Origin of the sequence: Rickettsia endosymbiont of Seladonia tumulorum (assembly GCF_964030815.1) — a bacterium.
Lineage (GTDB): Bacteria > Pseudomonadota > Alphaproteobacteria > Rickettsiales > Rickettsiaceae > Rickettsia.
In genome coordinates, this window is sequence record NZ_OZ034963.1 from 245,701 (window position 1) to 265,802 (window position 20,102).

Sequence of the window (20,102 nt, forward strand, 5' to 3'; positions counted from 1 at the left end):
GATTCTACGAATCTCTTCGCAATGACGTGAGACATTACACTACTACTAAATGAAGAGTTGAGTAGACGAAGTTTAATTTGGAAAAGAGCAAGGCGTTTTAAAGCTTTTAACCGCAGCGTATACTTAATACGTGAGGATTAAAAGCAAAAAACAACGACGCCAATTTTTCAAATTAAACGAGTATACAGAAAAATAAGGTGATAATGAACCATAATAAATATATAGTCAGATTATCATTTGTTGTATTATTTCTTAATATTGTCATAAATATGATGTTTTATCGTTATTTTATGATAAAAGAGATGATAGTAAAACAGGTAGCTTTACAAAACACTAAAATTGCTTGTCTTTATACCCGCAATATTTGGAATGCTCATGAAAATGTAATTAATAAATTACATAAATTTGGCTATTTAAAATTATTACAAGATCAAGAATTCATTGATTTTGTCATTATTACTGCTGATTGGTTTACTAATCTTGATATTAACATTTCTCTGTATGATCTTAACGGTAATAAATTTATTACCAGTAATATGCTAAATATGTATAGTGTGGATAATTATCCAGATGATAGTTTAGTTGAAATATTCACCGCAAAAATTGATAAATATTTTTTTAGATCTCTTACTGCAAAAGCACCTTTGTTAAGTGTTCTTGAAGGTGTTACAAGTCATATATTACTTCCTAGGGTTATAATTCAGAATGAAAATGATTTAACAGAAAAAAAAGCTTCTTTTATTACTAGCTATATACCTATTATAGGTAGTGATTTAAACAATTTTCCAGTAGATGCAATACTTGAGATTAATACTAATATTACTAATCAGTGGCAAAATATAATATCTCTTGAGCAAAAAGTTTTCATAACTTTTATTATTATTTTTATAATATTTTGTACTATAATTGTTAGTAATACCAATTATGCTAGGCATATTATCGAAGAGCAGCTAGTAACAAATAGAAATTTAAAAGCTGAAATAATAAAGGTAGAAAAGACTAGCTCCTCAAATACAAAATTCTTTGCCAATATTAGTCATGAGTTACGAACCCCTCTTAACGCTATAATAGGCTTTTCTGAAATTTTAATGTCAGAAAAAGATCCAGAAAAAAGTAGAAATTATATTAAAGATATTAATGATGCCGGTAAGCATCTACTTAGTATGATTAACGATATTTTGGATCTTTCTAAGGCTTCTGCGGATAAGCTAAAAGTAGATAGTATTGATCTTGATTTAAATAAACTGGTTAGCTCATCACTTATACTTGTTAAGCCTCGTGCTGATCAAGCTGGAGTAGAATTAGTTAACAAGTCACCGAAAGAGCATATTGTTATAAAGGCAGATCCAAAAAGACTTAAGCAAGTATTTTTAAATCTTCTATCAAATGCTGTAAAATTTACAAATGCCGGTGGAAGTGTTACTATTACAATGGAAAAAGATGAGCTAGCTAAATTAGTATATATAAAAGTTATAGATACCGGTATTGGTATTGAAGAAAAAGATATACCAAAAACTTTGTCAACATTTGGACAGATTGATAGTGAACTTAGCCGCAAATATGAAGGTACAGGGCTTGGACTGCCGCTTACTAAAAAGTTAGTTGAGCTTATGAATGGTAAATTTGATCTGCAAAGTAAAATAAATGAAGGAACTACTATTATACTGACTTTTGCTTATGACGGCAGCATCGAAATATAAAATATACTCGATGAACTTCAAAAATTGGCTACGTCGTTCTATAAGTACTGCGGTGCTCACGTATTAAGTAACTGCTGCCGCTCCTCGTCTTATGAACTCCTTGCTCTTTTTGAAGTTGATCTTCGTATAGGTCAAATTTTAGGATCCGCCTGTGCTCACGTAGTTATCTACTGCTTGTGCAGGCTTACCACTTACTTGACTTTCAAATCTTAAAATATCTGCGGTATATGATAGATTATTGTAAGATTTTTAAAAACATGTGGAATGTTAGAAAATTTTCAGTATTATAAGAAACATTATTGTAAAAATAAAAAATAATATGAAGCTAGTTATTTTAATATTTACTCTTTTATTTTCATTATTAACGTTTGCAGAAAGTGGCACTATAAAGGGACAACCTTTAAAATATGCAGCAAGTAATGATTTTGAAAGTAGATTGGATGAACAAGAACAAGAAATTAGAAGATTAATTGGTAAAATTGAAGTTCTACAACATAAAATTGATATATTAAGCAAAAATTCTAATATTCCACAATTAAGTGAAAATGTTGAAGCCTCAGAAACAGAACATCAAAATACTCCTGATGTCTTTGACGTGAGCCTACTTAAAGATATGCCTAATAGCGTAGAGGAGGTAAAAACTGCTCCTGAACCTAACAAGGATGTTGCACCTGATAAACAAGCTTATGATTTAGCTCTTGCTTCTTACAAAGATAATAAGACTGATGATGCTAAAAATAAATTCAAAAACTTTATCCAAAAATACCCTAAGAGTTCAATGATTAGTAATGCTTATTTTTGGTATGGAGAATGCTTTTTTAAACAAAAAGATTATAATACAGCTGCTGTTAATTATCTAAAAGGTTATAAAGAATCGCCAAAAGGAGCAAAATCCTCTGATGGTCTATTAAAGCTAGCACTTTCACTTGGTGAATTAAAGAAGACTACAGAAGCTTGCAATATGCTTGATAAGCTGAATAAGGAATTTCCAAGTAATAGAACAGCTGCATCTAAAAAAATGGCGGAAGATGCTAAGCTTAAATTTGGCTGTACCACTAAATCAAAATAAAAAATATGACAGATATTCTAGACGAAGTATTAAATGATCAAAATGAAGAAAAAAGGCTGATTTTTTTTAAAAGACTTTTACCTATAGTAATAATTATTGCCTTAATAGCTATTACTATAATGGTCATTAACAATAACAATAAAAATAAGCAAATTGAAAATAACCAAAAAAATGGTGACATTTTTGTTAAAGCAGTTAATTTAGAAGTTGTGCAAGGTAATAGGGAACTTGCTATTAGTACCTTAGAAAATTTAGTTGGCATTAGTGATACTAAGATAAAAGAGATTGCTTTACTAGAGCAAGTTGCTATAAAACTTTCAGGGCAACAAAATTCAGAAGCCAAAGATTTACTTGGTAAGATTATTGAAAATAAGGAATATTCAGAAATCGTTACTTCATATGCTCGTATTGCATGGTGTAGTCTCGTTATCGATGATGAAAATCTAGATATTGCTGATAAAGAAAAATTAGTAAAATATTTAAATTATTTTGATGATGAAAATAAGCCTTTTTGGGCTACAGCAAATATTATGAAAGCTATTTGGGATATTAAGAGCAATATGCTTGCAGAAGCAGAAAAGAATTTAAGAATTTTAGTAGCATCAAATAACACTTCAGATTTACTAAAAGATCAGGCAAAAGCTTTGCTTGCAGGCTTAGATAGAGCTAAATAATAGAATTAAAGGAGAAATATGATCAAGAAAATAGTAAGTTTATTATTACCGCTCATTATTTTAAGTGCATGTAACGCACTTGGTCCAAAAAGAGTAAAAAATATAGTTGAATTAACTCCTAAATTATCTCTGCAATCTAACGAACCAATATATTTAGGAAATAGTGCAAATATATATGCATTTAATCCAAATATGTTAAAAAACAAGCGGTATGATTTTGTTAAAAATAAAACCATTACAGAGCCTGTTTTTGTTGGTGATATGATTTATGCGTTAGACATTAGGTCAAATGTTTCAGCATTCTCTATAGAAAAGAATAAAGTTATTTGGTCTTATAATTTAAGCCGAAATAAAAAAGATAATTATATTGGTGGTGGCATCCTACATTTTAACGATAAGTTATATGTAACATATGGTTCAAGATTATTAGTAGTACTTGATGCAAAAACAGGTTATGAAATAATTAGAAAACAGCTTCCTGATATCATCCGAACAAAACCGGTTATGCTAAATGATAGCACGGTTTTAGTCCAAACAATCAGCAATCAAACAACAGCTTTAAATGCTGAAACTTTAAAAAACGTTTGGGAGCATGAGAGTTTAGCTGAAGTTCTATCAGCAAGCTATTTCATGACACCGATAGTACATAAAGATAGTGTAATAATAACTTATAATTCCGGACAAATACTTGCATTAAATACAAAAAATGGTGAAGTAAAATGGAATTTTGAATTTGCAAGTTTCGATCATGTAGCTATACCAAATTTTGAAGAAGCTAGCATTTTATGTACTCCTATTTATGATAATAATAATTTATATATAGCAACAGGACTCGGTAAACTTATTAAATTAAATCTCGATACAGGAGCAGCTATTTGGCAAGTAAATGCTGAGGATATTCAATCAACATCCTTAATCGGTAATAGTTTATTTGTCACAAATAATGCAAGGCAGATAGCTGCTTTTAATCCTGAAACAGGCTTAGTAAAATTTGTAGCTGATTTAAATGATGGAAAAGATTCCAAAAAACTCAAAGCTTCTACTTTCTTAGCACCTTTTATAGCAGAGAATAACGGCAGTCGCAGCCTAGATATTATTTCTATGAGTGGTGTTTTATATAGCTTTGATTTAGATAATAATGATCATTTAGGTACAGTGCCAAATATTACTAAAATCATTAATAATATCCATTATTATGGTTTAACTGCTAATAAAAACTTATATTTTTCTACCGATAGAAAAATAATATTCGGAAACAAATAGTACTAAATATAACTTGACAAACTACTGGTATTAATGCTATTAAATATGGCTTTAGATCTTTATTCAAAAATTTTAATTAAAAAGATATTGTTGTGAAAACTTATTCTGCAAAACCATCGGAAATTGAAAAAAAATGGTGGGTTATAGACGCAAAAAATGTTGTACTTGGAAGACTTGCAAGTAGAGTTGCTAATATGCTTCGTGGTAAACATAAACCTAGCTTTACTCCTCATATGGATTGTGGTGATAATATAATCATAATCAATGCAGAGCATGTAACATTAACCGGTAAAAAAGCAAATCCTAAAGATGGGAAGATATATTATAGACATACGGGATTCCCAGGCGGTATTAAGGATACTACTGCAGGTAAAATTTTAAGTGGTAAACACCCTGAGCGAGTCATTAAAATGGCAGTTAAAAGAATGATTACAAGAAATGCTTTAGGTGCTAAGCAAATGAGTAATCTATATATTTATGCAAATAATGAACATCCTCACGCAGGACAGCAGCCTGTAGTTTATGATTTTGCAAGCCAAAATCCAAAAAATAAGAAGTAATCAACTATGACAACGTTAAAGATTAAAACAGACAAAGTAGAAAAGCCGCTAAATAAGGAAGCTTTAATTGCTGACAAACAAACAGTTAAAACTCCTAAAGAGAAAATAGATAATTCAGGTAGATTCTATGCTACTGGTAAAAGAAAAAACGCTATAGCACGAGTTTGGCTTAAACCAGGAAAAGGGCAAGTAATTGTTAATAAAAAAAGCTTAGATCAATATTTTGCTTCTGAAACGCAAGTCAAAACTATATTGCAACCTTTTACTTTAACGAAAACTAATAATCAGTATGATATAGTTTGTACAGTTAGAGGGGGTGGTATTTCAGGGCAGAAAGGTGCTATCTTGCATGGTATATCTAAAGCATTAGCACAATCAGCTCCAGACTTTCATGCTGTTTTACGTAAAGGTGGCTTCTTAACACGTGATTCTAGAGTAGTAGAGCGTAAGAAATACGGGCAACATAAAGCACGTAAGAAAACACAATTCTCTAAACGTTAATTTATTGTTTTATTTCGTTTTCGTGTAGGTGAAGCATTATTGCGTGGGTCGAAAAACGCCCTCTGCGTCATCCCGTGGCGGCATTGTTGCGTAAATCAAGAGTCGTCATTGCGAGCGACTGCAAGGAGCGTGGCAATCCAGAAAAAATAATAAAAAATGCTATAAGTTAGCATTTTTTACTGGATTGCTTCGTCAATTACTTCGTAATTTCCTCGCAATGACGAAAAAACTGATCCACGTGGGGCAAGCCTTAGGCGAGAATGACATTGAAGCCATGCAATAACTAGGTACAAGCTAACTAGGTGTCACCGAACACGCTTTTAGATTGGACGCAATTAAGACTAACTGAAGAACAATAAAATATCGCATTTACAGCAAAATCCACAATAAAAACACATCTTTGGCGGGGTAGCTCAGTTGGTTAGAGCGACGGAATCATAATCCGTGTGTCGGGGGTTCAAATCCCTCCCTCGCTACCATTTCTTCTTTTTTTAATATTCTGTCTACAGTAAAATAGCACTAGATAATTTAAAAAAATCAGTGCCATTGTGAAAAAAAATAATATTATTAGATAGCTTTTATATCATTCCCGCTTAAGGCTTGTCCCACGTAGAGCGGAAAATATTCTTGGTGTCATTCTTAGCTAAAAGTTTGGCTTTATTGAATGGCTCGATTTTTTTTGCTGTCACCCCTTGGCTGGATTATAATACCGGACAGTTATTATTATATGTCATTCCCGCGTGGTATTGTTGCGTGGATCATTTTCCCCTGTCATCCCGTGATTTATGAACTAGAGCCAGCTTAGTATTTTTTATTATTTTCTGGATCTAGTTCCCAAGCAACTAGATGACACCGATCACGTTTTTTGATCTACGCAACAATGCTTTCCCGCCGTTGCTAAGAATGACATATAAGGTCACCTACGCCTGATTAAAATATAACATTTTTTTAAAACTGTCCGGTATTATAGGCTCTGACCATGAGAGCCAGAAAGAACAAGATCAATCAAGCTTTTAAAATAACTAATTACTCATTGTGAATCAGGAATATCTCCTAACTGTAATACTTCAGGATTGAAAAATTTAAACATTGCAAGATGACAAGAATCATAATCCCCTGTTTTGTTATCATTATACTTTTTAATCGTGTTAATACTTTTAGAATCCTCTGCAATATTATACAAATTCCTAATCACTAAATCGTTACTTGGGGATGGATTAATGAATTTATAATTACTTCTATTATGAGTAAATTGTATTTTTGTTGCTGATTCTAGTGTTAACTCACTTATATCTAGGTCATTCTCAGTTTGTTCAAAGTTTTTACCATTTGCAATATTAATAGAATTCACTTTACTATATGCACATAAATTATCAAATATTGTATTGGCATTAACAAAAATATTTTCTAAATATGAGCACTGATTTAATATTAAAGGGTTATTGTTAGTCAAACTATTTTCTTCAATAATAAGGTCGATCGATTTTCCTCATGATTATATATAATAATTTCTGAGTCCAAATTAATCTGAGTAACAGTGCAATAGTTTCCGAATTTAACAGAATCCCCAAAACCATTAATATTAACCATACCACCCTGAATTTCAACAATAATTCCATTATCATAAGAAATCATAGTATAATTTAAATTGTGATTATTGTTATAGGTAATTTTAAAACCATCAGCAGGTATAATAGCTTCTTTAGTTTTGATCTTAAGCTCTCCTGCAAAGTTATTAAAAATAATTCCTTCATTATTAGTTTCAATCTCAACATTCTTACTGCAATCATTATAAAAAATTTTAGTATAACTCAAATCTCTACCCTTACTGTTATCATTAACAACTGTAACATTATTTTCTGGTATAACAGCAGATTTAAATGTAAATGTACATATATGTTCAGAATCACTAATGCTTATAGGACCTAAATCATTATTAGAATTAGTTATTGTTAACCTACTCATATTTTAACCTATTGTTAATTGTTGGTAGCAAAAACATTACACATAATAAAATTAATTATCAATTAAAAATTTAAGTTACCTACTAAAAAATTAATTGATTTTTTAATAATTTACGTATATTGATAGATTAACTTTTAATTAATCTTTATAAAATAAATGCCTAATAAAATTATACCTACCCCTTTTGAAGCTATTCAAAATAATGACATGAAAGCATTAAAAGCTTGGCTTGAGTCAGGAGGAAACCCTAATGCTGAAGACGAAAATGGTAATAGTCTTGTTGAATTGCTTGCCACTCGGCATAATTTAGAAGGGATAAAAATACTTTCACCTTATAACCCCGATATGAGCGTAAAACGCAATAGTGTTGGTGAGTTTAGTAAGAATATTGTAAGTTTAGTAAGTACAGGAAGTGAAGAGCTAAGAAATTTTATTGATCTCGAAGTAGCATTTTATGAGGAAGATTTTAGTTTAACTGAAATTGCATTTGGTGAATTATTTTTGCATTCAAAACCAGTATATAGACAAAATAAAAATTTTCATAGCCAATATAATCAGATAATAGACTTTATAAAGTATAAATTAACAACTTTAAATATTAATTCTATAAAAAACAATCTGAATGCTTTAGAAGAGCATATGAAAAAATTATATTATCTTCACGAATTTGTAAACGATAAGCAATATTTTACAAATAAACTTGTTACAATGTTTCTAGAAAAAAAAATTAATGAATATACAAATACACAATATGTAACTGATGAAAGTTTTGTAGATTTTGAAAATAACTATTACGAGGATGAGAAAATTAAATTATTAGGGTATAACATTCATTGAATTAAAAAAATATTTTTTAACTTATTTTCTTCCTAAATAATTACTTTTATTAGTATTAATATTATTAGATTTAATATAACTTTGCCATTTGTGAGTTGGCGTATAAACATATCTATTTACTACTCGATTACCAATCTCTCTTAAATTTTGTTGAGAGGTTTGGTATCCTATATTATTATTATTTTCTTGATTATTTAGTTTTAATTCTTCAGTAATAAAATTTATTATTCCTTTCTTATTAACTATTAAATTATTAATAGGTATTTTTTGTAATTCTTCTGATAAAATATTTTTTATTTCTCTACGTACTTCATTATTAATCGGGCTTACCTTATCGATCGCTTCTATTGCTGAATTTATTATCTCTTTTGATAATTTATTTTCAATTCCACGATTCGATTTAAAAAAATCATATTTAGGAGGGTTGATATTTGAATTAATATCTGCTGATAATACCCAAGCTTTTTTATTTAAGCTTTCTAATTTAGGTAAACGCGGCGGCTTTGGGGGAGGCGGATTATATGAGGAATTATTTTTATCAAGTTTATTTAATATTCTTTGAGCATTAATTTCTGTTTCTAAAAACACTTTTACTTTTGTATGAGCATAATGCTCTGCAATAGATAAAATAGTATTCCTACTATCTTCTATTTCTAAATTAGCTCCATTTCTACAAGCATTTTTACTAGTTCCAAATTACCGTTTTTGCAAGCTAAACGCAAGGGTGTATCATTCTTTACATTATATTCATTTATATTAGCTCCATGCTTTAATAATAGTATAGCTGTTTCTAAATCTCCTTTTTTGCACGTAGCCATCAATGGAGTAGTTCCATCAATATTAGCTAAATTAGGGTTAGCTTTATGATTTATTAAAAGCTGAAATATTTTTACATTACCTTCATTATATGCACTATACAAAAGAGTAGTGCCTGTTTTTCTATTTATAACGTCAGGATTAGCTCCTTTTTCCAGCAAAAGTTCCATTATTCTTACTGAACGGTTTTTATAAGCAACAAGCAAAGGCATAACTCCGTTACGATCTACTATATTAGGATCAGCATTTTTTTTCAATAAATGCGACACTATTCCTTCAGAATTTTTAGAACAGGCTATTATTAAAGGTACAAAATCTTTTTGTACTTTTAAATTAGGATCAGCTCCATTTTCTAATAGAAATTTAGCTATTCCCTCCGAATTTTTAGAACAAGCTATTATTAAAGGTGTAAACGATCTACTATCTATCTAATTAATTTTGGCTCCTTTTTCTAGTAAAATTTCTACCATTTTTAATGATTGATTAGTACATGCCGCCATTAGAGGGGTATAATTATTTTTAAGTGCAATATTAGGATTAGCTCCTTTTTCTAATAACAAATTTGCTATACCTACAAGATTTTTAACACAGGCAATATATAAAAGTGATTCTCCATCAGCCTCAACAAAATGAGGATCTGCCCCTTTTTCTAGTAAAGTTTGTGCTATTTCAGAATTCTTATTATGAATTGCAATAAATAAAGGAGTAATACCTATACTGTGATTTATCAATTCAGGTTTTAAATTATCCAGAATATTATTTAGGGCTTTTGTTGTTTCATTTTTAAGTTTTATATCTAAGTTAAAAAGTGAATCAATTAAACCTATTATTGTACCGCTAATAAAATCTCTCGTATTTTCATTATCAACATTACTAATATATTCATGAAATTTTCCTATATCTCTTATAGATATATAATTCTTAAATAACTCACAAAAATTTTTCCCTTCAATCTCTAAATAGTTCTGTATTTCTTTTGTCAATTTTTCTTCAGTTATATTTATTTGTAAAATATTCGAAATTCTAGTAGTAATTGAATAATCTTGTGGAGTACGAATAGTCTTAAATTTTACAATATGCCTCTCACTTTCTATTTGACTAAAAGTTGCACCCTGATAATTTTCAAGTTGATCATAAAGATATTGCAAATAAGGTGATAAACTATTTTCATTCATATAATGAGTAAGTGAACGAATACGAATAAATTTTTCAAGGTCTGTAGATGAAAGGTAGCTAGATTTTATATGAGTTACTACTATGCTGCCAATATTTAAAGCTTCTATGTCTTTATTGGCAGTTCCTCCATAACATGACCATAAATGGATATATAAAGGATTATTTGGCAAGAGTTGTTGTAATGATATTAGAAAATCTTTTGTTTTAGTATATTCTTGATCTAATAATATCTTATGTTCTTTATTAGATCTAGTGCCATGAGCTGAAATGTCAATTCTTGTATTAGCTCCTATTTGCAGATTAAGAATTTGTAATGTTTTATATATTTCGGTTATTTTAACTGGGTTTGTCCCATCTCCTATTATTAAACAATCTTCTCTATCGTATAACTTTGAAATTTCAGAATCAATATCATTGTCAGGACCTACTATAAAAAGTGCTTTTAGCTCTCTAGGTTCTGCTTTTTCACTAATTATAGCTTTAGACATATTTTTAATAATATTTAATTCTTATTAATTAATAAGAACATATTTTATTAAAAAAATATAAGTAATTGGTAAAAATTAGTTTAAAAAGCGGTATTGTTGTAATAAAAAAGTTGCAATTAACTCGTAAATTAAAACCATTATCATTTTATGAAAGCTCTATAAATATTTTTATTCATAGTAGAAAACTAATTTACTTCTTATATTTTTAGTAGTACTTGTATTGTACACAAAATATAAAAAGGATATTAATTATGCTAAAGAATGACACATATATACCTTTAATACTTCAAGATTTGGCAAGCCAAATTTCGGGATTCGTCTGTGCTCACGTAGTTTATCTACGTTCCGTAGACTCACCGCTTATTTGACTTACCAACTTTTGAAGTATTTGCGGTATAAAGAAAACTTAAATGCAAATATTAGGGATTCGTTATTACAAGATATTAGAGAAGTTATCGAATATAAAAAGAATGATATTACTTATGGTTTACTTACAGGTAGTTTTGGTATTCACAACTATAGAATGCAAGACATAAATAGCTTTATATTTGATGAAATAGCAAAAAAATACCGTATTAATAATAAAGATGAATTTAAGAAAGGTATTTCTTTTATAAAAGAAAATGCTCACTTATATGCTCCGTTAATCGATCATGACAAAACTAAATTCAGCAATCTTGTCCATGATGATTGTTATCAGGAACTAACGAAAATTATAGGTATGACACCTGAGGAGTATCTCAATTCACTTTAGGCTTAACACACCATAAAGCTACTAGTGATATCATGGTTATATAAATGGCAATCGATATACTGCTATTTGTGATATGCCAAAGCATTAAGGAGGTAGACGGGGTAAGCCGTCCGATTAGTGAAGAGCCGATGCTGCTGCCGATACCAACTAGCATATATTTATCGGCAGTTTTAAACAGATCATTTAGCCAGCAATTTAATGGGGCAAGAAAGCTAACTCCAGCTAATATAATAAATATACGAACAAAATTAACATACCATATTGATGAGTTGTTTAAAAACCACCATAGAGGAATTAAGCTTAAAATCATTAATATAAGAGTGCCTCTTAATATTTTAAGATAATGAAATTTTTTGGTTAGATTCCCGATTACCGGAATCATAATCATGTCAAAAATCAGAAATTCCGTATTAAACTTCATCATTGTTTCTAAAGAAATACCAGTAATTAGAGGAATAAAGCTATTCATAAAGACGAACGGCACTATGTAAGTCATATATGAAAAGCCTATGGCAAAGCTGATTCGTATGATATTTAGTTTATTATTCCATATTGTGAGTAGGTCATTTATTATGTCATTGCGATGAAAAATAGGCGTTACCCTAGTGTCATCCCGTGGCTTGACCACGGGATCCAGTAAATTAGCAGATGGTAATGCGGTAGCTGGTTTTCTGGATCCCGTGGACAAGCCACGGGATGACAAAGGTGAGGAACTCTTCCTTAAAAAATAACCGACAAGTGCAGTAAGCCCGCCAAATATAAAGCATATCCGCCAGTAATCATTATAATCAGTATTTAAAACTATAGTACTGATAAAGGATGCAAAAATAATCCCAAACATGGTAGAGGTATTATAAAGATAAGAAGCTTTAAAGGCTTTTTTTTCTTCTTTATTCTCTAAAATAAATAACTTAGCAATAGCACATTCTCCTTCAGAATATATACCCTGCATAGTCCTAATTACGACTAATAATAGCGGTGCAAGCCATCCTATTTGGGCATGTGAGGGTATTAAGCCTATCAAAGCAGTGGTTAAAGCAACGCCGATTAAAGAGTGAGATAATGCAAAAACCCCTCCGTATTTTTTAGCAATTACTCCAAAAAAGTAAGAGCCTATAGGACGAGTAAATAGGGAAGTAGCAAGAACGCTATAAGTTAAAATTAACGCTACTATTTTATCGTGATTCGGGAAAAAAATGCCAGCAAGCAGCGGAGCAAGAAACCCATAAAGTGCAGTATCAAAATGGTCTAACGCATTACCGATTAATATTGAGATGTCTCTTTTATTTAAGGAGTTTTTCATTTTGTAGGCATATTATATAATCTATAGCTAATAAGATACCATAGATGATAAACGACGAAGCTACCAACTACAGCAGAAATAGAAAATAGGAAATCACTGCCATTAACTGTGCCATACGGAACGCTAGAAGATAAAGCACCAGCATAAATACCTACACTGCACATAGAAAAGTATGAAAATAATGCTGTTCTAAATTCATACCCTTTAAATTTATCAATCAGTATTAAAATATTGCAGATAAAAATCGATCCTAAGCAACTTCCGATCAATATAACATATAATATATTTAAGTTTTTATTACCACCATGTAGCGATAATAAGATAAAGCATATTAGTAGGATTAAAGTTAATATAAAATTAGCTAAATATTTATTTGCTTTATTTATTAAATAACAAATAGGTATTATGGAAAAAAATATTCCTGTAAAAATATATTTTAATATTAGTGATAGATTAATTAATGCTAATTCTTTTTTTAACGCAAATGCTTCATAATACCAAAATATATCTAAGGTAACATAAGATACTACAAATCCCGTTAATATCTGTAACTCTACATTTTTTATCAAAGATGAAAACTTTGAATCTAATTTCAAAGTGTGAATAGTAGGGTTAGAATGTAGAAACTTAGTTAAAATATTAATACAGTATAATAAAGCACAAATTATTATGGTATTATTTGTTGGGTTAATGAATTGACTTGTTAAGTTTATTATTAAATTGCCGCATGCCCACAATAATATTATACAAGCTAAGAAAAAATATTTTTTCTCGCCGGAAGTTTCAATAATTTCTAGTACTGTTGAGGTGAAATATGCAAATATTCCTGCGTTGATTATAATAAAATTAATTTTAATGAAAGTAAAATCATCTAGCAAAACTAAGTTAATAGTACAAAGAATAAGTAATATTAAACTAGTAATAATAATTACTTTATTACTTAATTTATTGATTAGCTGGGTTAAAGCGAAAGCAGCAATTATTGAGCCTAGGAATTTAGTTTGATTGATATTATTTATCTCTTCTCCACCTAAACCTTTATTTATAAGTAAGAAAATTTTAGAAGTATAAAAATTTGTAGCATTAATACAAGAAAAAATAAATATTCCCAAAAGTGAAAATAAAATTGTCTTATAATCATTTTTTAAAGTCATAAATTAAGTGTTTGCTAAACATACATACATGGTATATAACTCATAGTTAATAAGTTTACTGTATCAAGATACGATACAAAGGTTAAAACTATTTTAGATATACAGAGTTTAGTATAAATAGTTATTCTAAATAATTAAAGAGATTTGTAATTTCATTAAGATATTTATAGTTAATATTTTAGTATGATGAGCTTATATAGCATTAGATATATAAAATAAATATCTAATGTAGTTTTTATATATGATAAATAATTTAATGTAAGAAAAATAATAATATAATTCGCTACTTAATTTACCTATGGTTATGCACAGAATCCAAAGAAAGATAGGTATTTATTTAAATAGATTAATACAAGATATGCTTAAGGTGTTATATTAATTATTTATTCTTCGAGTTAGTGAGCGAGATTAATGAATAAAAAGATAATAATTGATGCTAATTTCTCAAATGAAACAAGAGTGGTTTTATTGGGACAAAGCAATAATATAGAAGATATTGAATTCCAAACAACAAGAAAACAACAAAATAAAGGTAATATTTATTTAGCAAAAGTAACAAGAATAGAGCCATCTTTACAAGCTGTGTTCATAGAATATGGTATGGATAAAAGCGGCTTTTTGCCTTTTAGCGAAATACATCCCAATTATTATAATTTACCTGCGTCAGAGAAAAATTTTCCAATTAATGCATTTCCTGAGATAGTACCGCCTAATATCATTCTTGATGATGAGGATGAGGTGCGGGCAGCTACTTCATATGACCCCTTAATCGATGGTGAAGAAATTGATCTAAAGGCTATAGAGGATTTAGTAGAGAGTAAATTTCAGTCAGAGCTTAATTTAGAAGCAGCAGATGATATTGAAATTATCCAAAGCGATAAGGAAGAAAATATTCCTCAATATAAGCAATATAAAGTACAAGACGTAATAAGAAAAAACCAAATATTATTAGTTCAGGTTACTAAGGAAGAAAGAGGAAATAAATGTGCAGCTTTCACTACTTATGTATCTTTAGCGGGTAAATATTGTGTCTTAATGCCTAATAAAGCAGCACAAAACGGTATATCTCGAAAAATATCAAATGGTGATGAAAGAAAAAGGCTTAAGAATATTTTAAATAAGGTAGTAAACGGCGATAAAAGCCCTTATAGCGTAATTATCAGGACAGCAGGTAGAGGTTGCAGTACTTTGGACCTGAAAAAAGATTATAGCTATTTATCAAGGTTATGGAATAAAATCCGTAAAAGTACTATTAAATTTCCAGCTCCTTGTTTTATTCATGAAGAAGATAGCATAATACGTAAAACTATACGTGATATGTGTGACCATAATGTTAAAGAGGTCATAATTCATGGGCAAGAAGCATATGAAGATGCGGCAAAATTTATGCAAGATTTGTTACCTTCAGAGATGACAAAACTTAAAGAGCATAAAAGTAAAACGCCTATATTTACTAAGTTTCAAGTAGAGGAACAGTTAATTAAGCTATACCAGCCTGTGGTAACTTTACCTTCAGGAGGATATATTGTTATTAATCCAACTGAAGCTCTTATTTCTATAGATGTGAATTCCGGTAGATCAACTTCAGAAAAAAATATTGAAGAAACAGCCTTAAAAACTAATTTAGAAGCAGCAAAAGAAATAGCAAGACAAGTTAAGCTTAGAGATTTATCAGGTTTAATAGTCGTTGATTTCATTGATATGGATGAGACAAAAAATCGTAAAATTATCGAGAGATCTTTTAAAGAATTCTTAAGTCGTGATCGGGCACGTATACAAACCGGTAATATTAGCCAGTTTGGATTGCTTGAATTTTCAAGGCAGAGGTTACGTTCTTCTTTCCTAGAAACTAACTCCTCAATTTGTTCTCATTGTAATGGCAAAGGCGTTGTTAGAGCAGATGAGTCGAATGCTATGCTAATCTTGCGTACTATTGAAAATGAAATTTTCGAAGATAGAATTGATATAATAAATGTTTTTGCTAATGTTTCTTCGGTTATTTATCTACTTAACAATAAACGTAATGAGATAAAATTTATTGAAGAAAAATATAATATAAGGCTTAATTTTTATTCTGATCCTAACGCTACATCTGATAGCTATTCAATCGAGAAAGTAAAATTATTAAAGAAAAATAATAATAATCTCAATGCTGGTAAGCCGGTGATTCAAAATCATAGTGCTGATTATACCGAAGAAGAGCCTAAAAAAGAGCAGCTGCGTAAGAATAAGCATAAATGGAAAACAGGCAATAATAACAATGTTGTTAGTGAAGAAAAGAAAAAAACGCCTGAAGTAAAAGAGGTAAAAGATCAGGTAGTAAGTGTTGTAAAGGAAGAAGTAGAGATTACGGATGATGGTGTAGTAGTAGAAGAGAAACCGCTACCAAAAAAGACAAAACGCAGATATCGTAATAAAAAATCGAATAAAAAACGTACTTCAGAAAATAAAGAGAATTCTGTTGCAGAAAATAGCGGGGGCGGTGAGGGGTAATATAGGTCATTGCGAGGAGATGTGTATCATCCTAAGGTAGTAAGCCTGTAGGGTATTGTTGCGTGGATCAGTTTTTCCGTCATTGCCACGCTCCTTACAGTCGCTCGCAATGACGATTTGGTATCCACGCAACAATGCCGCCACGGGGGGTGACACCGATCCTTAAATTGACACACATGTGCCTATGTAGGAATGACATAAGAAGTAGGTAACACCACCTTGGCTATAGAAAATAAATATTTCAATGAAAACCGAACTACCTGAACGCTCTTTACATATTAGGGGCAGGCTAAATTTTATAGTGCAACAAATTTTAGAACTTGCTCAAGATAAAATTGCTATGATTATCTTATATGGCTCTTTTGCTAGAGGTGATTGGGTACGTGATCTACCTAACGGCTATCATAGCGATACAGATATTTTGATTATTTTGAAAAAAGGTAAGTATAAAGGTCATGCTACTTTAAATTTAGAAGATAATATATATAAAAGATTAATAAAGACAGGAGTAATAAACCCTAAACAAATTATTCCGTATGATTCACGGATATCTATAATTCTTGAATCAATAGAAGAAATAAATAGACAGTTAGAAAAAGGACGTTATTTCTATACCGATCTTAAAAAAGAAGGCATTCTTTTGTATGATAGTGGAGAGTATGTTTTAAGTGAGGCTAAAGAGCTGCCTTGGAGCGAGATGAAAGAAATAGCTCAAGATGATTATGATTATTGGTTTGAAAAAGGATGCGGTTTTTTTATTGATTGTAAATACCCAATTGAGAGAAACCATCTCAATATAAGTGCTTTTTATCTTCATCAAGCTACCGAAAGTTTCTATAATGCTATTTTATTAGTTTTTTCTAATTATAAGCCGAAGTTACATGATTTAGAAAAACTAAGTAGTATGGCAGAAAATTATAGCAGTGAGTTATTGCAAGTTTTTCCTATTGCAACGCCTGAACAAAAAGAATGTTTCGAGTTGTTAAAAAAAGCTTATGTTGATGCAAGATATGATAAAAATTATAAGATTACGAAAGAACAACTGCTTTATCTTATTGAGCGAATAGAAAAATTAAAAGAAATTACTGAAAGGATTTGTATAGCAAGGATTAGTAGGTAGCGTGTCATCCCGTGGTGGTGTTGTTGCGTGGATACCAAATCGTCATTGCGAGCGAATGAAATGAGCGTGGCAATCCAGAAAAAATAATAAAAAATACTAATAATATTAGTATTTTTTAGCTGGATTGCTTCGTCAATTACTTCGTAATTTTCTCGCAATGACGGAAAAACCGATCTACGCAACAACGCCACCACGGGATAACATCGAACGCTATCTTTGATCGTGTAGCTTATGACGATTAATTATAAAAAAATCTCTATTGTTTTATGTTCTCAAATTTGTTTCTAGACTCTCATCTACGCAGGAATGACACTGAAAGAGTCACAAAATGGCTATTTACTTGTTGTATAATGGTCGTGGCGATGATTATTGTAGGCGGGATAACAAGGCTTACGGATTCCGGTTTGTCGATAGTTGAGTGGCGTCCGGTAACGGGTATTTTGCCCCCTTTTAGTTATGATACTTGGCAAGCTGAATTCGCTAAATATAAAGCATTTCCGGAATATAATGCAGTTAATTACGGGATGACTTTATCAGAGTTTAAATTCATCTATTTATTAGAGTTTGTGCATCGCTTGCTTGGTAGGGCTACAGGTTTGATATATGTATTACCTTTAATATATTTTTATTTTAAAGGGATCATAAAAAATCGTGATATATTATCCTATATAATTGTTTTGCTGTTATTCTGCATGCAAGGCTTTATGGGGTGGTATATGGTAAAAAGCGGTTTAGTTAACCACCCATCTGTTAGCCATTTTCGTCTAGCTTTTCATCTAATTATTGCCGTAATTATTTATCATTTGCTTTTTTACAAGCTATTCAAAAATTGTTGTGATATTTTACTAATTCCATCACAAATAAATTTAAAATTACCGCTAATATTTTCTGTTGCTGCTATTGCTATGATATACGTACAGATTTTTTTAGGTGCTTTAGTGGCAGGGCTTGATGCAGGGCTAGTATATAATAGCTTTCCATTGATGGGTGGCAATTTTATTCCTATAGAAATAAAAGATAATTTCATTAGCTTCAAAAATTGGTCTGATCCGGTTTTTGTCCAGTTTATACACCGTCTAGGTGCTTATAGTTTGTCTATAATCATCATGGCTTTGATTATTTCTTTGTTAAAAGTTAAAAATCCAAAATTAAATAAAGTAGCATTTTATTTGGCTATTGCTTTATTAATACAATTATCCACCGGCATAATTACTCTTTTATATTACGTTCCTATAATAGCAGCTTCTATGCATCAATTTTTTGCTATAGTGCTTTTATCTGTAGTAATTTGGTGCTATTCTCTAATAAAAAATTCTTAATGATCATCACTGTAAACAGCCCTATCGCCTCAAGGTTAGATAAATATTTAAGGCGTTTATATCCTCTTTTGACCCAAGGAGTGATAGAGAAAGCATTACGTCAAAAGCAAATAATCGTTAATTCTAAAAAAGCAGAAGCAAGTTTAAGAGTGGTGGAAGGTGATGAAATTTTTATTCATGATAAGTTTAATTTACCTATAGCTCAACCAACTAAACTAGTTTTTACTGATGCTGAAATTACATTAGCAAAGAAAATTACCACTGAATATTTAATATATGAGGATGATAATATAATAGCGATTAATAAACCTGCGGGTCTTGCAACGCAAGGCGGTAGTAAAATTAATTTATCGGTCGATTCTGCATTAAAATATTTAAACAGCCAAGGAGCTGATTTTAAGTTAGTACATAGACTCGATAAAGAAACAAGCGGTTTACTTTTAATTGCTAAAAATTATGTAAGTAGTGTAAAACTTCATGATGCTTTTAAAGAAAAATTGGTTGAAAAGACCTATCTCGCTGTAACCTATGGAAAACCAATTAAAGATCAAGGAGAGGTCAAAACTAACATAGAAAAAAGTAAGGGGAGTATACCTAAAATTACTGATATTTCAACGAATAATGGTAAACTTGCCATTACTTATTATAAATTACTTAAATCACTTACCAATAACTTGTTTTTGGTTGAATTTATTCCGATTACGGGTAGAATGCATCAATTAAGATTGCATGCTAAATTACTAGGTTGTCCAATATTTGGTGATAATAAATATGGCAATGACAAATTAATGCCGTATAGTAAATATATGTTTTTGCATGCTAGTAATATAGTATTGTCTAAAAAAGTTTTTGGCAAAGAAGTTAATTTAGAAGCAAAATTGCCTTCTTATTTTAATAAAGTTTAAGTTTT

19 protein-coding genes, 1 tRNA gene and 3 pseudogenes are annotated in these 20,102 nt (G+C 30.2%); 14 read left to right on the forward strand and 9 right to left on the reverse strand.

Annotated features, from left to right (window positions below; genetic code table 11):
• The first annotated feature begins 203 nt into the window (after nucleotides 1-203).
• From AAHF54_RS01150 to AAHF54_RS01180, 8 genes and pseudogenes are all read left to right on the forward strand, one after another.
• Nucleotides 204-1,700, forward strand: coding sequence for a HAMP domain-containing sensor histidine kinase (locus AAHF54_RS01150; protein ID WP_342170079.1), 1,497 nt, complete (start codon nucleotides 204-206; stop codon nucleotides 1,698-1,700).
• Nucleotides 1,701-2,019: 319 nt separating this feature from the next.
• Nucleotides 2,020-2,769: a tol-pal system protein YbgF gene (ybgF, locus tag AAHF54_RS01155; protein WP_342170080.1), complete on the forward strand. Its 750-nt coding sequence runs from the start codon at nucleotides 2,020-2,022 to the stop codon at nucleotides 2,767-2,769.
• Nucleotides 2,770-2,774: 5 nt separating this feature from the next.
• Complete coding sequence (locus tag AAHF54_RS01160) at nucleotides 2,775-3,443, forward strand: DUF2659 family protein (RefSeq protein WP_341788795.1); 669 nt, start codon at nucleotides 2,775-2,777, stop codon at nucleotides 3,441-3,443.
• 18 nt (nucleotides 3,444-3,461) lie between these two features.
• Nucleotides 3,462-4,706 (forward strand): PQQ-binding-like beta-propeller repeat protein, encoded by a 1,245-nt coding sequence (locus AAHF54_RS01165; RefSeq protein WP_341794926.1) that lies wholly within the window; start codon nucleotides 3,462-3,464, stop codon nucleotides 4,704-4,706.
• 92 nt (nucleotides 4,707-4,798) lie between these two features.
• A complete protein-coding gene (gene rplM, locus AAHF54_RS01170) occupies nucleotides 4,799-5,266 on the forward strand; it encodes a 50S ribosomal protein L13 (protein WP_016948207.1) in 468 nt (155 codons plus the stop codon).
• A gap of 6 nt (nucleotides 5,267-5,272) precedes the next feature.
• Nucleotides 5,273-5,767: a 30S ribosomal protein S9 gene (rpsI, locus tag AAHF54_RS01175; protein WP_342170081.1), complete on the forward strand. Its 495-nt coding sequence runs from the start codon at nucleotides 5,273-5,275 to the stop codon at nucleotides 5,765-5,767.
• A 94-nt stretch (nucleotides 5,768-5,861) separates the two neighbouring features.
• A pseudogene (locus AAHF54_RS07440) lies at nucleotides 5,862-5,998 on the forward strand (lytic transglycosylase domain-containing protein); the annotation flags it as partial.
• Between the two features lie 171 nt (nucleotides 5,999-6,169).
• A tRNA-Met gene (locus tag AAHF54_RS01180) sits at nucleotides 6,170-6,246 on the forward strand.
• A 551-nt stretch (nucleotides 6,247-6,797) separates the two neighbouring features.
• On the opposite strand, the gene AAHF54_RS01185 is transcribed toward AAHF54_RS01180, so the two are convergent.
• Nucleotides 6,798-7,220, reverse strand: coding sequence for a hypothetical protein (locus tag AAHF54_RS01185; RefSeq protein ID WP_341788797.1), 423 nt, complete (start codon nucleotides 7,218-7,220; stop codon nucleotides 6,798-6,800).
• On the reverse strand, nucleotides 7,217-7,732 hold the full coding sequence (locus tag AAHF54_RS01190) for a hypothetical protein (protein WP_341788798.1): 516 nt from the start codon (nucleotides 7,730-7,732) through the stop codon (nucleotides 7,217-7,219). The genes AAHF54_RS01185 and AAHF54_RS01190 overlap by 4 nt, the downstream gene beginning before the upstream one ends.
• Before the next feature lie 156 nt (nucleotides 7,733-7,888).
• On the opposite strand from AAHF54_RS01190, the gene AAHF54_RS01195 reads away from it, so the two are divergent.
• The gene (locus AAHF54_RS01195) at nucleotides 7,889-8,569 is read left to right on the forward strand and encodes a hypothetical protein (protein ID WP_341788799.1); all 681 of its coding nucleotides are present in this window, start codon (nucleotides 7,889-7,891) and stop codon (nucleotides 8,567-8,569) included.
• A 21-nt stretch (nucleotides 8,570-8,590) separates the two neighbouring features.
• Here AAHF54_RS01195 and AAHF54_RS01200 read toward each other — a convergent pair whose 3' ends face one another.
• From AAHF54_RS01200 to AAHF54_RS01220, 5 genes and pseudogenes are all read right to left on the reverse strand, one after another.
• The gene (locus tag AAHF54_RS01200) at nucleotides 8,591-9,157 is read right to left on the reverse strand and encodes a hypothetical protein (protein WP_342170082.1); all 567 of its coding nucleotides are present in this window, start codon (nucleotides 9,155-9,157) and stop codon (nucleotides 8,591-8,593) included.
• 65 nt (nucleotides 9,158-9,222) lie between these two features.
• Entirely contained in the window at nucleotides 9,223-9,654 is a 432-nt protein-coding gene (locus AAHF54_RS01205) for an ankyrin repeat domain-containing protein (RefSeq protein WP_342170083.1), read from the reverse strand.
• A 96-nt stretch (nucleotides 9,655-9,750) separates the two neighbouring features.
• Nucleotides 9,751-9,813: pseudogene (locus AAHF54_RS07445) on the reverse strand (hypothetical protein); the annotation flags it as partial.
• Nucleotides 9,814-11,049, reverse strand: a complete 1,236-nt coding sequence (locus AAHF54_RS01215) for an ankyrin repeat domain-containing protein (RefSeq protein ID WP_342170084.1) — start codon at nucleotides 11,047-11,049, stop codon at nucleotides 9,814-9,816. It lies immediately after the preceding pseudogene.
• 270 nt (nucleotides 11,050-11,319) lie between these two features.
• A pseudogene (locus AAHF54_RS01220) lies at nucleotides 11,320-11,447 on the reverse strand (palindromic element RPE5 domain-containing protein); the annotation flags it as partial.
• Here AAHF54_RS01220 and AAHF54_RS01225 point away from each other — a divergent pair.
• Nucleotides 11,438-11,803, forward strand: a complete 366-nt coding sequence (locus AAHF54_RS01225) for a hypothetical protein (protein ID WP_341788802.1) — start codon at nucleotides 11,438-11,440, stop codon at nucleotides 11,801-11,803. The pseudogene AAHF54_RS01220 and the gene AAHF54_RS01225 overlap by 10 nt on opposite strands.
• Here the strand turns inward: AAHF54_RS01225 and AAHF54_RS01230 are convergent.
• Both AAHF54_RS01230 and AAHF54_RS01235 read right to left on the reverse strand, forming a co-directional pair.
• Complete coding sequence (locus tag AAHF54_RS01230; RefSeq protein WP_342170085.1) at nucleotides 11,790-13,106, reverse strand: MFS transporter; 1,317 nt, start codon at nucleotides 13,104-13,106, stop codon at nucleotides 11,790-11,792. The two genes, AAHF54_RS01225 and AAHF54_RS01230, sit on opposite strands and share 14 nt — an antisense overlap.
• On the reverse strand, nucleotides 13,103-14,260 hold the full coding sequence (locus tag AAHF54_RS01235; RefSeq protein WP_341788804.1) for a hypothetical protein: 1,158 nt from the start codon (nucleotides 14,258-14,260) through the stop codon (nucleotides 13,103-13,105). The genes AAHF54_RS01230 and AAHF54_RS01235 overlap by 4 nt, the downstream gene beginning before the upstream one ends.
• A gap of 411 nt (nucleotides 14,261-14,671) precedes the next feature.
• Between AAHF54_RS01235 and AAHF54_RS01240 the strand changes: the two genes are divergently transcribed.
• The 4 genes from AAHF54_RS01240 (at nucleotide 14,672) to AAHF54_RS01255 (ending at nucleotide 20,097) form a co-directional block, all read left to right on the forward strand.
• Entirely contained in the window at nucleotides 14,672-16,753 is a 2,082-nt protein-coding gene (locus AAHF54_RS01240) for an Rne/Rng family ribonuclease (RefSeq protein WP_341788805.1), read from the forward strand.
• A gap of 244 nt (nucleotides 16,754-16,997) precedes the next feature.
• Nucleotides 16,998-17,873 (forward strand): HEPN domain-containing protein, encoded by an 876-nt coding sequence (locus tag AAHF54_RS01245; RefSeq protein ID WP_341788806.1) that lies wholly within the window; start codon nucleotides 16,998-17,000, stop codon nucleotides 17,871-17,873.
• A 266-nt stretch (nucleotides 17,874-18,139) separates the two neighbouring features.
• Nucleotides 18,140-19,192, forward strand: coding sequence for a COX15/CtaA family protein (locus AAHF54_RS01250; protein ID WP_342170086.1), 1,053 nt, complete (start codon nucleotides 18,140-18,142; stop codon nucleotides 19,190-19,192).
• Nucleotides 19,192-20,097, forward strand: coding sequence for an RluA family pseudouridine synthase (locus tag AAHF54_RS01255; RefSeq protein ID WP_341788808.1), 906 nt, complete (start codon nucleotides 19,192-19,194; stop codon nucleotides 20,095-20,097). Before AAHF54_RS01250 ends, AAHF54_RS01255 begins: the two co-directional genes overlap by 1 nt.
• Nucleotides 20,098-20,102 lie beyond the last annotated feature (5 nt).

Excerpts from the sequence above, each read along its gene's own strand:
- AAHF54_RS01150 (WP_342170079.1), top strand. The coding sequence starts at position 204 with ATGAACCATAATAAATATATAGTCAGATTATCATTTGTTGTATTATTT.
- ybgF (WP_342170080.1), top strand. The coding sequence starts at position 2,020 with ATGAAGCTAGTTATTTTAATATTTACTCTTTTATTTTCATTATTAACG.
- AAHF54_RS01160 (WP_341788795.1), top strand. The coding sequence starts at position 2,775 with ATGACAGATATTCTAGACGAAGTATTAAATGATCAAAATGAAGAAAAA.
- AAHF54_RS01165 (WP_341794926.1), top strand. The coding sequence starts at position 3,462 with ATGATCAAGAAAATAGTAAGTTTATTATTACCGCTCATTATTTTAAGT.
- rpsI (WP_342170081.1), top strand. The coding sequence starts at position 5,273 with ATGACAACGTTAAAGATTAAAACAGACAAAGTAGAAAAGCCGCTAAAT.
- AAHF54_RS01190 (WP_341788798.1), bottom strand. The coding sequence starts at position 7,732 with ATGAGTAGGTTAACAATAACTAATTCTAATAATGATTTAGGTCCTATA.
- AAHF54_RS01195 (WP_341788799.1), top strand. The coding sequence starts at position 7,889 with ATGCCTAATAAAATTATACCTACCCCTTTTGAAGCTATTCAAAATAAT.
- AAHF54_RS01215 (WP_342170084.1), bottom strand. The coding sequence starts at position 11,049 with ATGTCTAAAGCTATAATTAGTGAAAAAGCAGAACCTAGAGAGCTAAAA.
- AAHF54_RS01230 (WP_342170085.1), bottom strand. The coding sequence starts at position 13,106 with ATGAAAAACTCCTTAAATAAAAGAGACATCTCAATATTAATCGGTAAT.
- AAHF54_RS01235 (WP_341788804.1), bottom strand. The coding sequence starts at position 14,260 with ATGACTTTAAAAAATGATTATAAGACAATTTTATTTTCACTTTTGGGA.
- AAHF54_RS01240 (WP_341788805.1), top strand. The coding sequence starts at position 14,672 with ATGAATAAAAAGATAATAATTGATGCTAATTTCTCAAATGAAACAAGA.
- AAHF54_RS01245 (WP_341788806.1), top strand. The coding sequence starts at position 16,998 with ATGAAAACCGAACTACCTGAACGCTCTTTACATATTAGGGGCAGGCTA.
- AAHF54_RS01250 (WP_342170086.1), top strand. The coding sequence starts at position 18,140 with ATGTTCTCAAATTTGTTTCTAGACTCTCATCTACGCAGGAATGACACT.
- AAHF54_RS01255 (WP_341788808.1), top strand. The coding sequence starts at position 19,192 with ATGATCATCACTGTAAACAGCCCTATCGCCTCAAGGTTAGATAAATAT.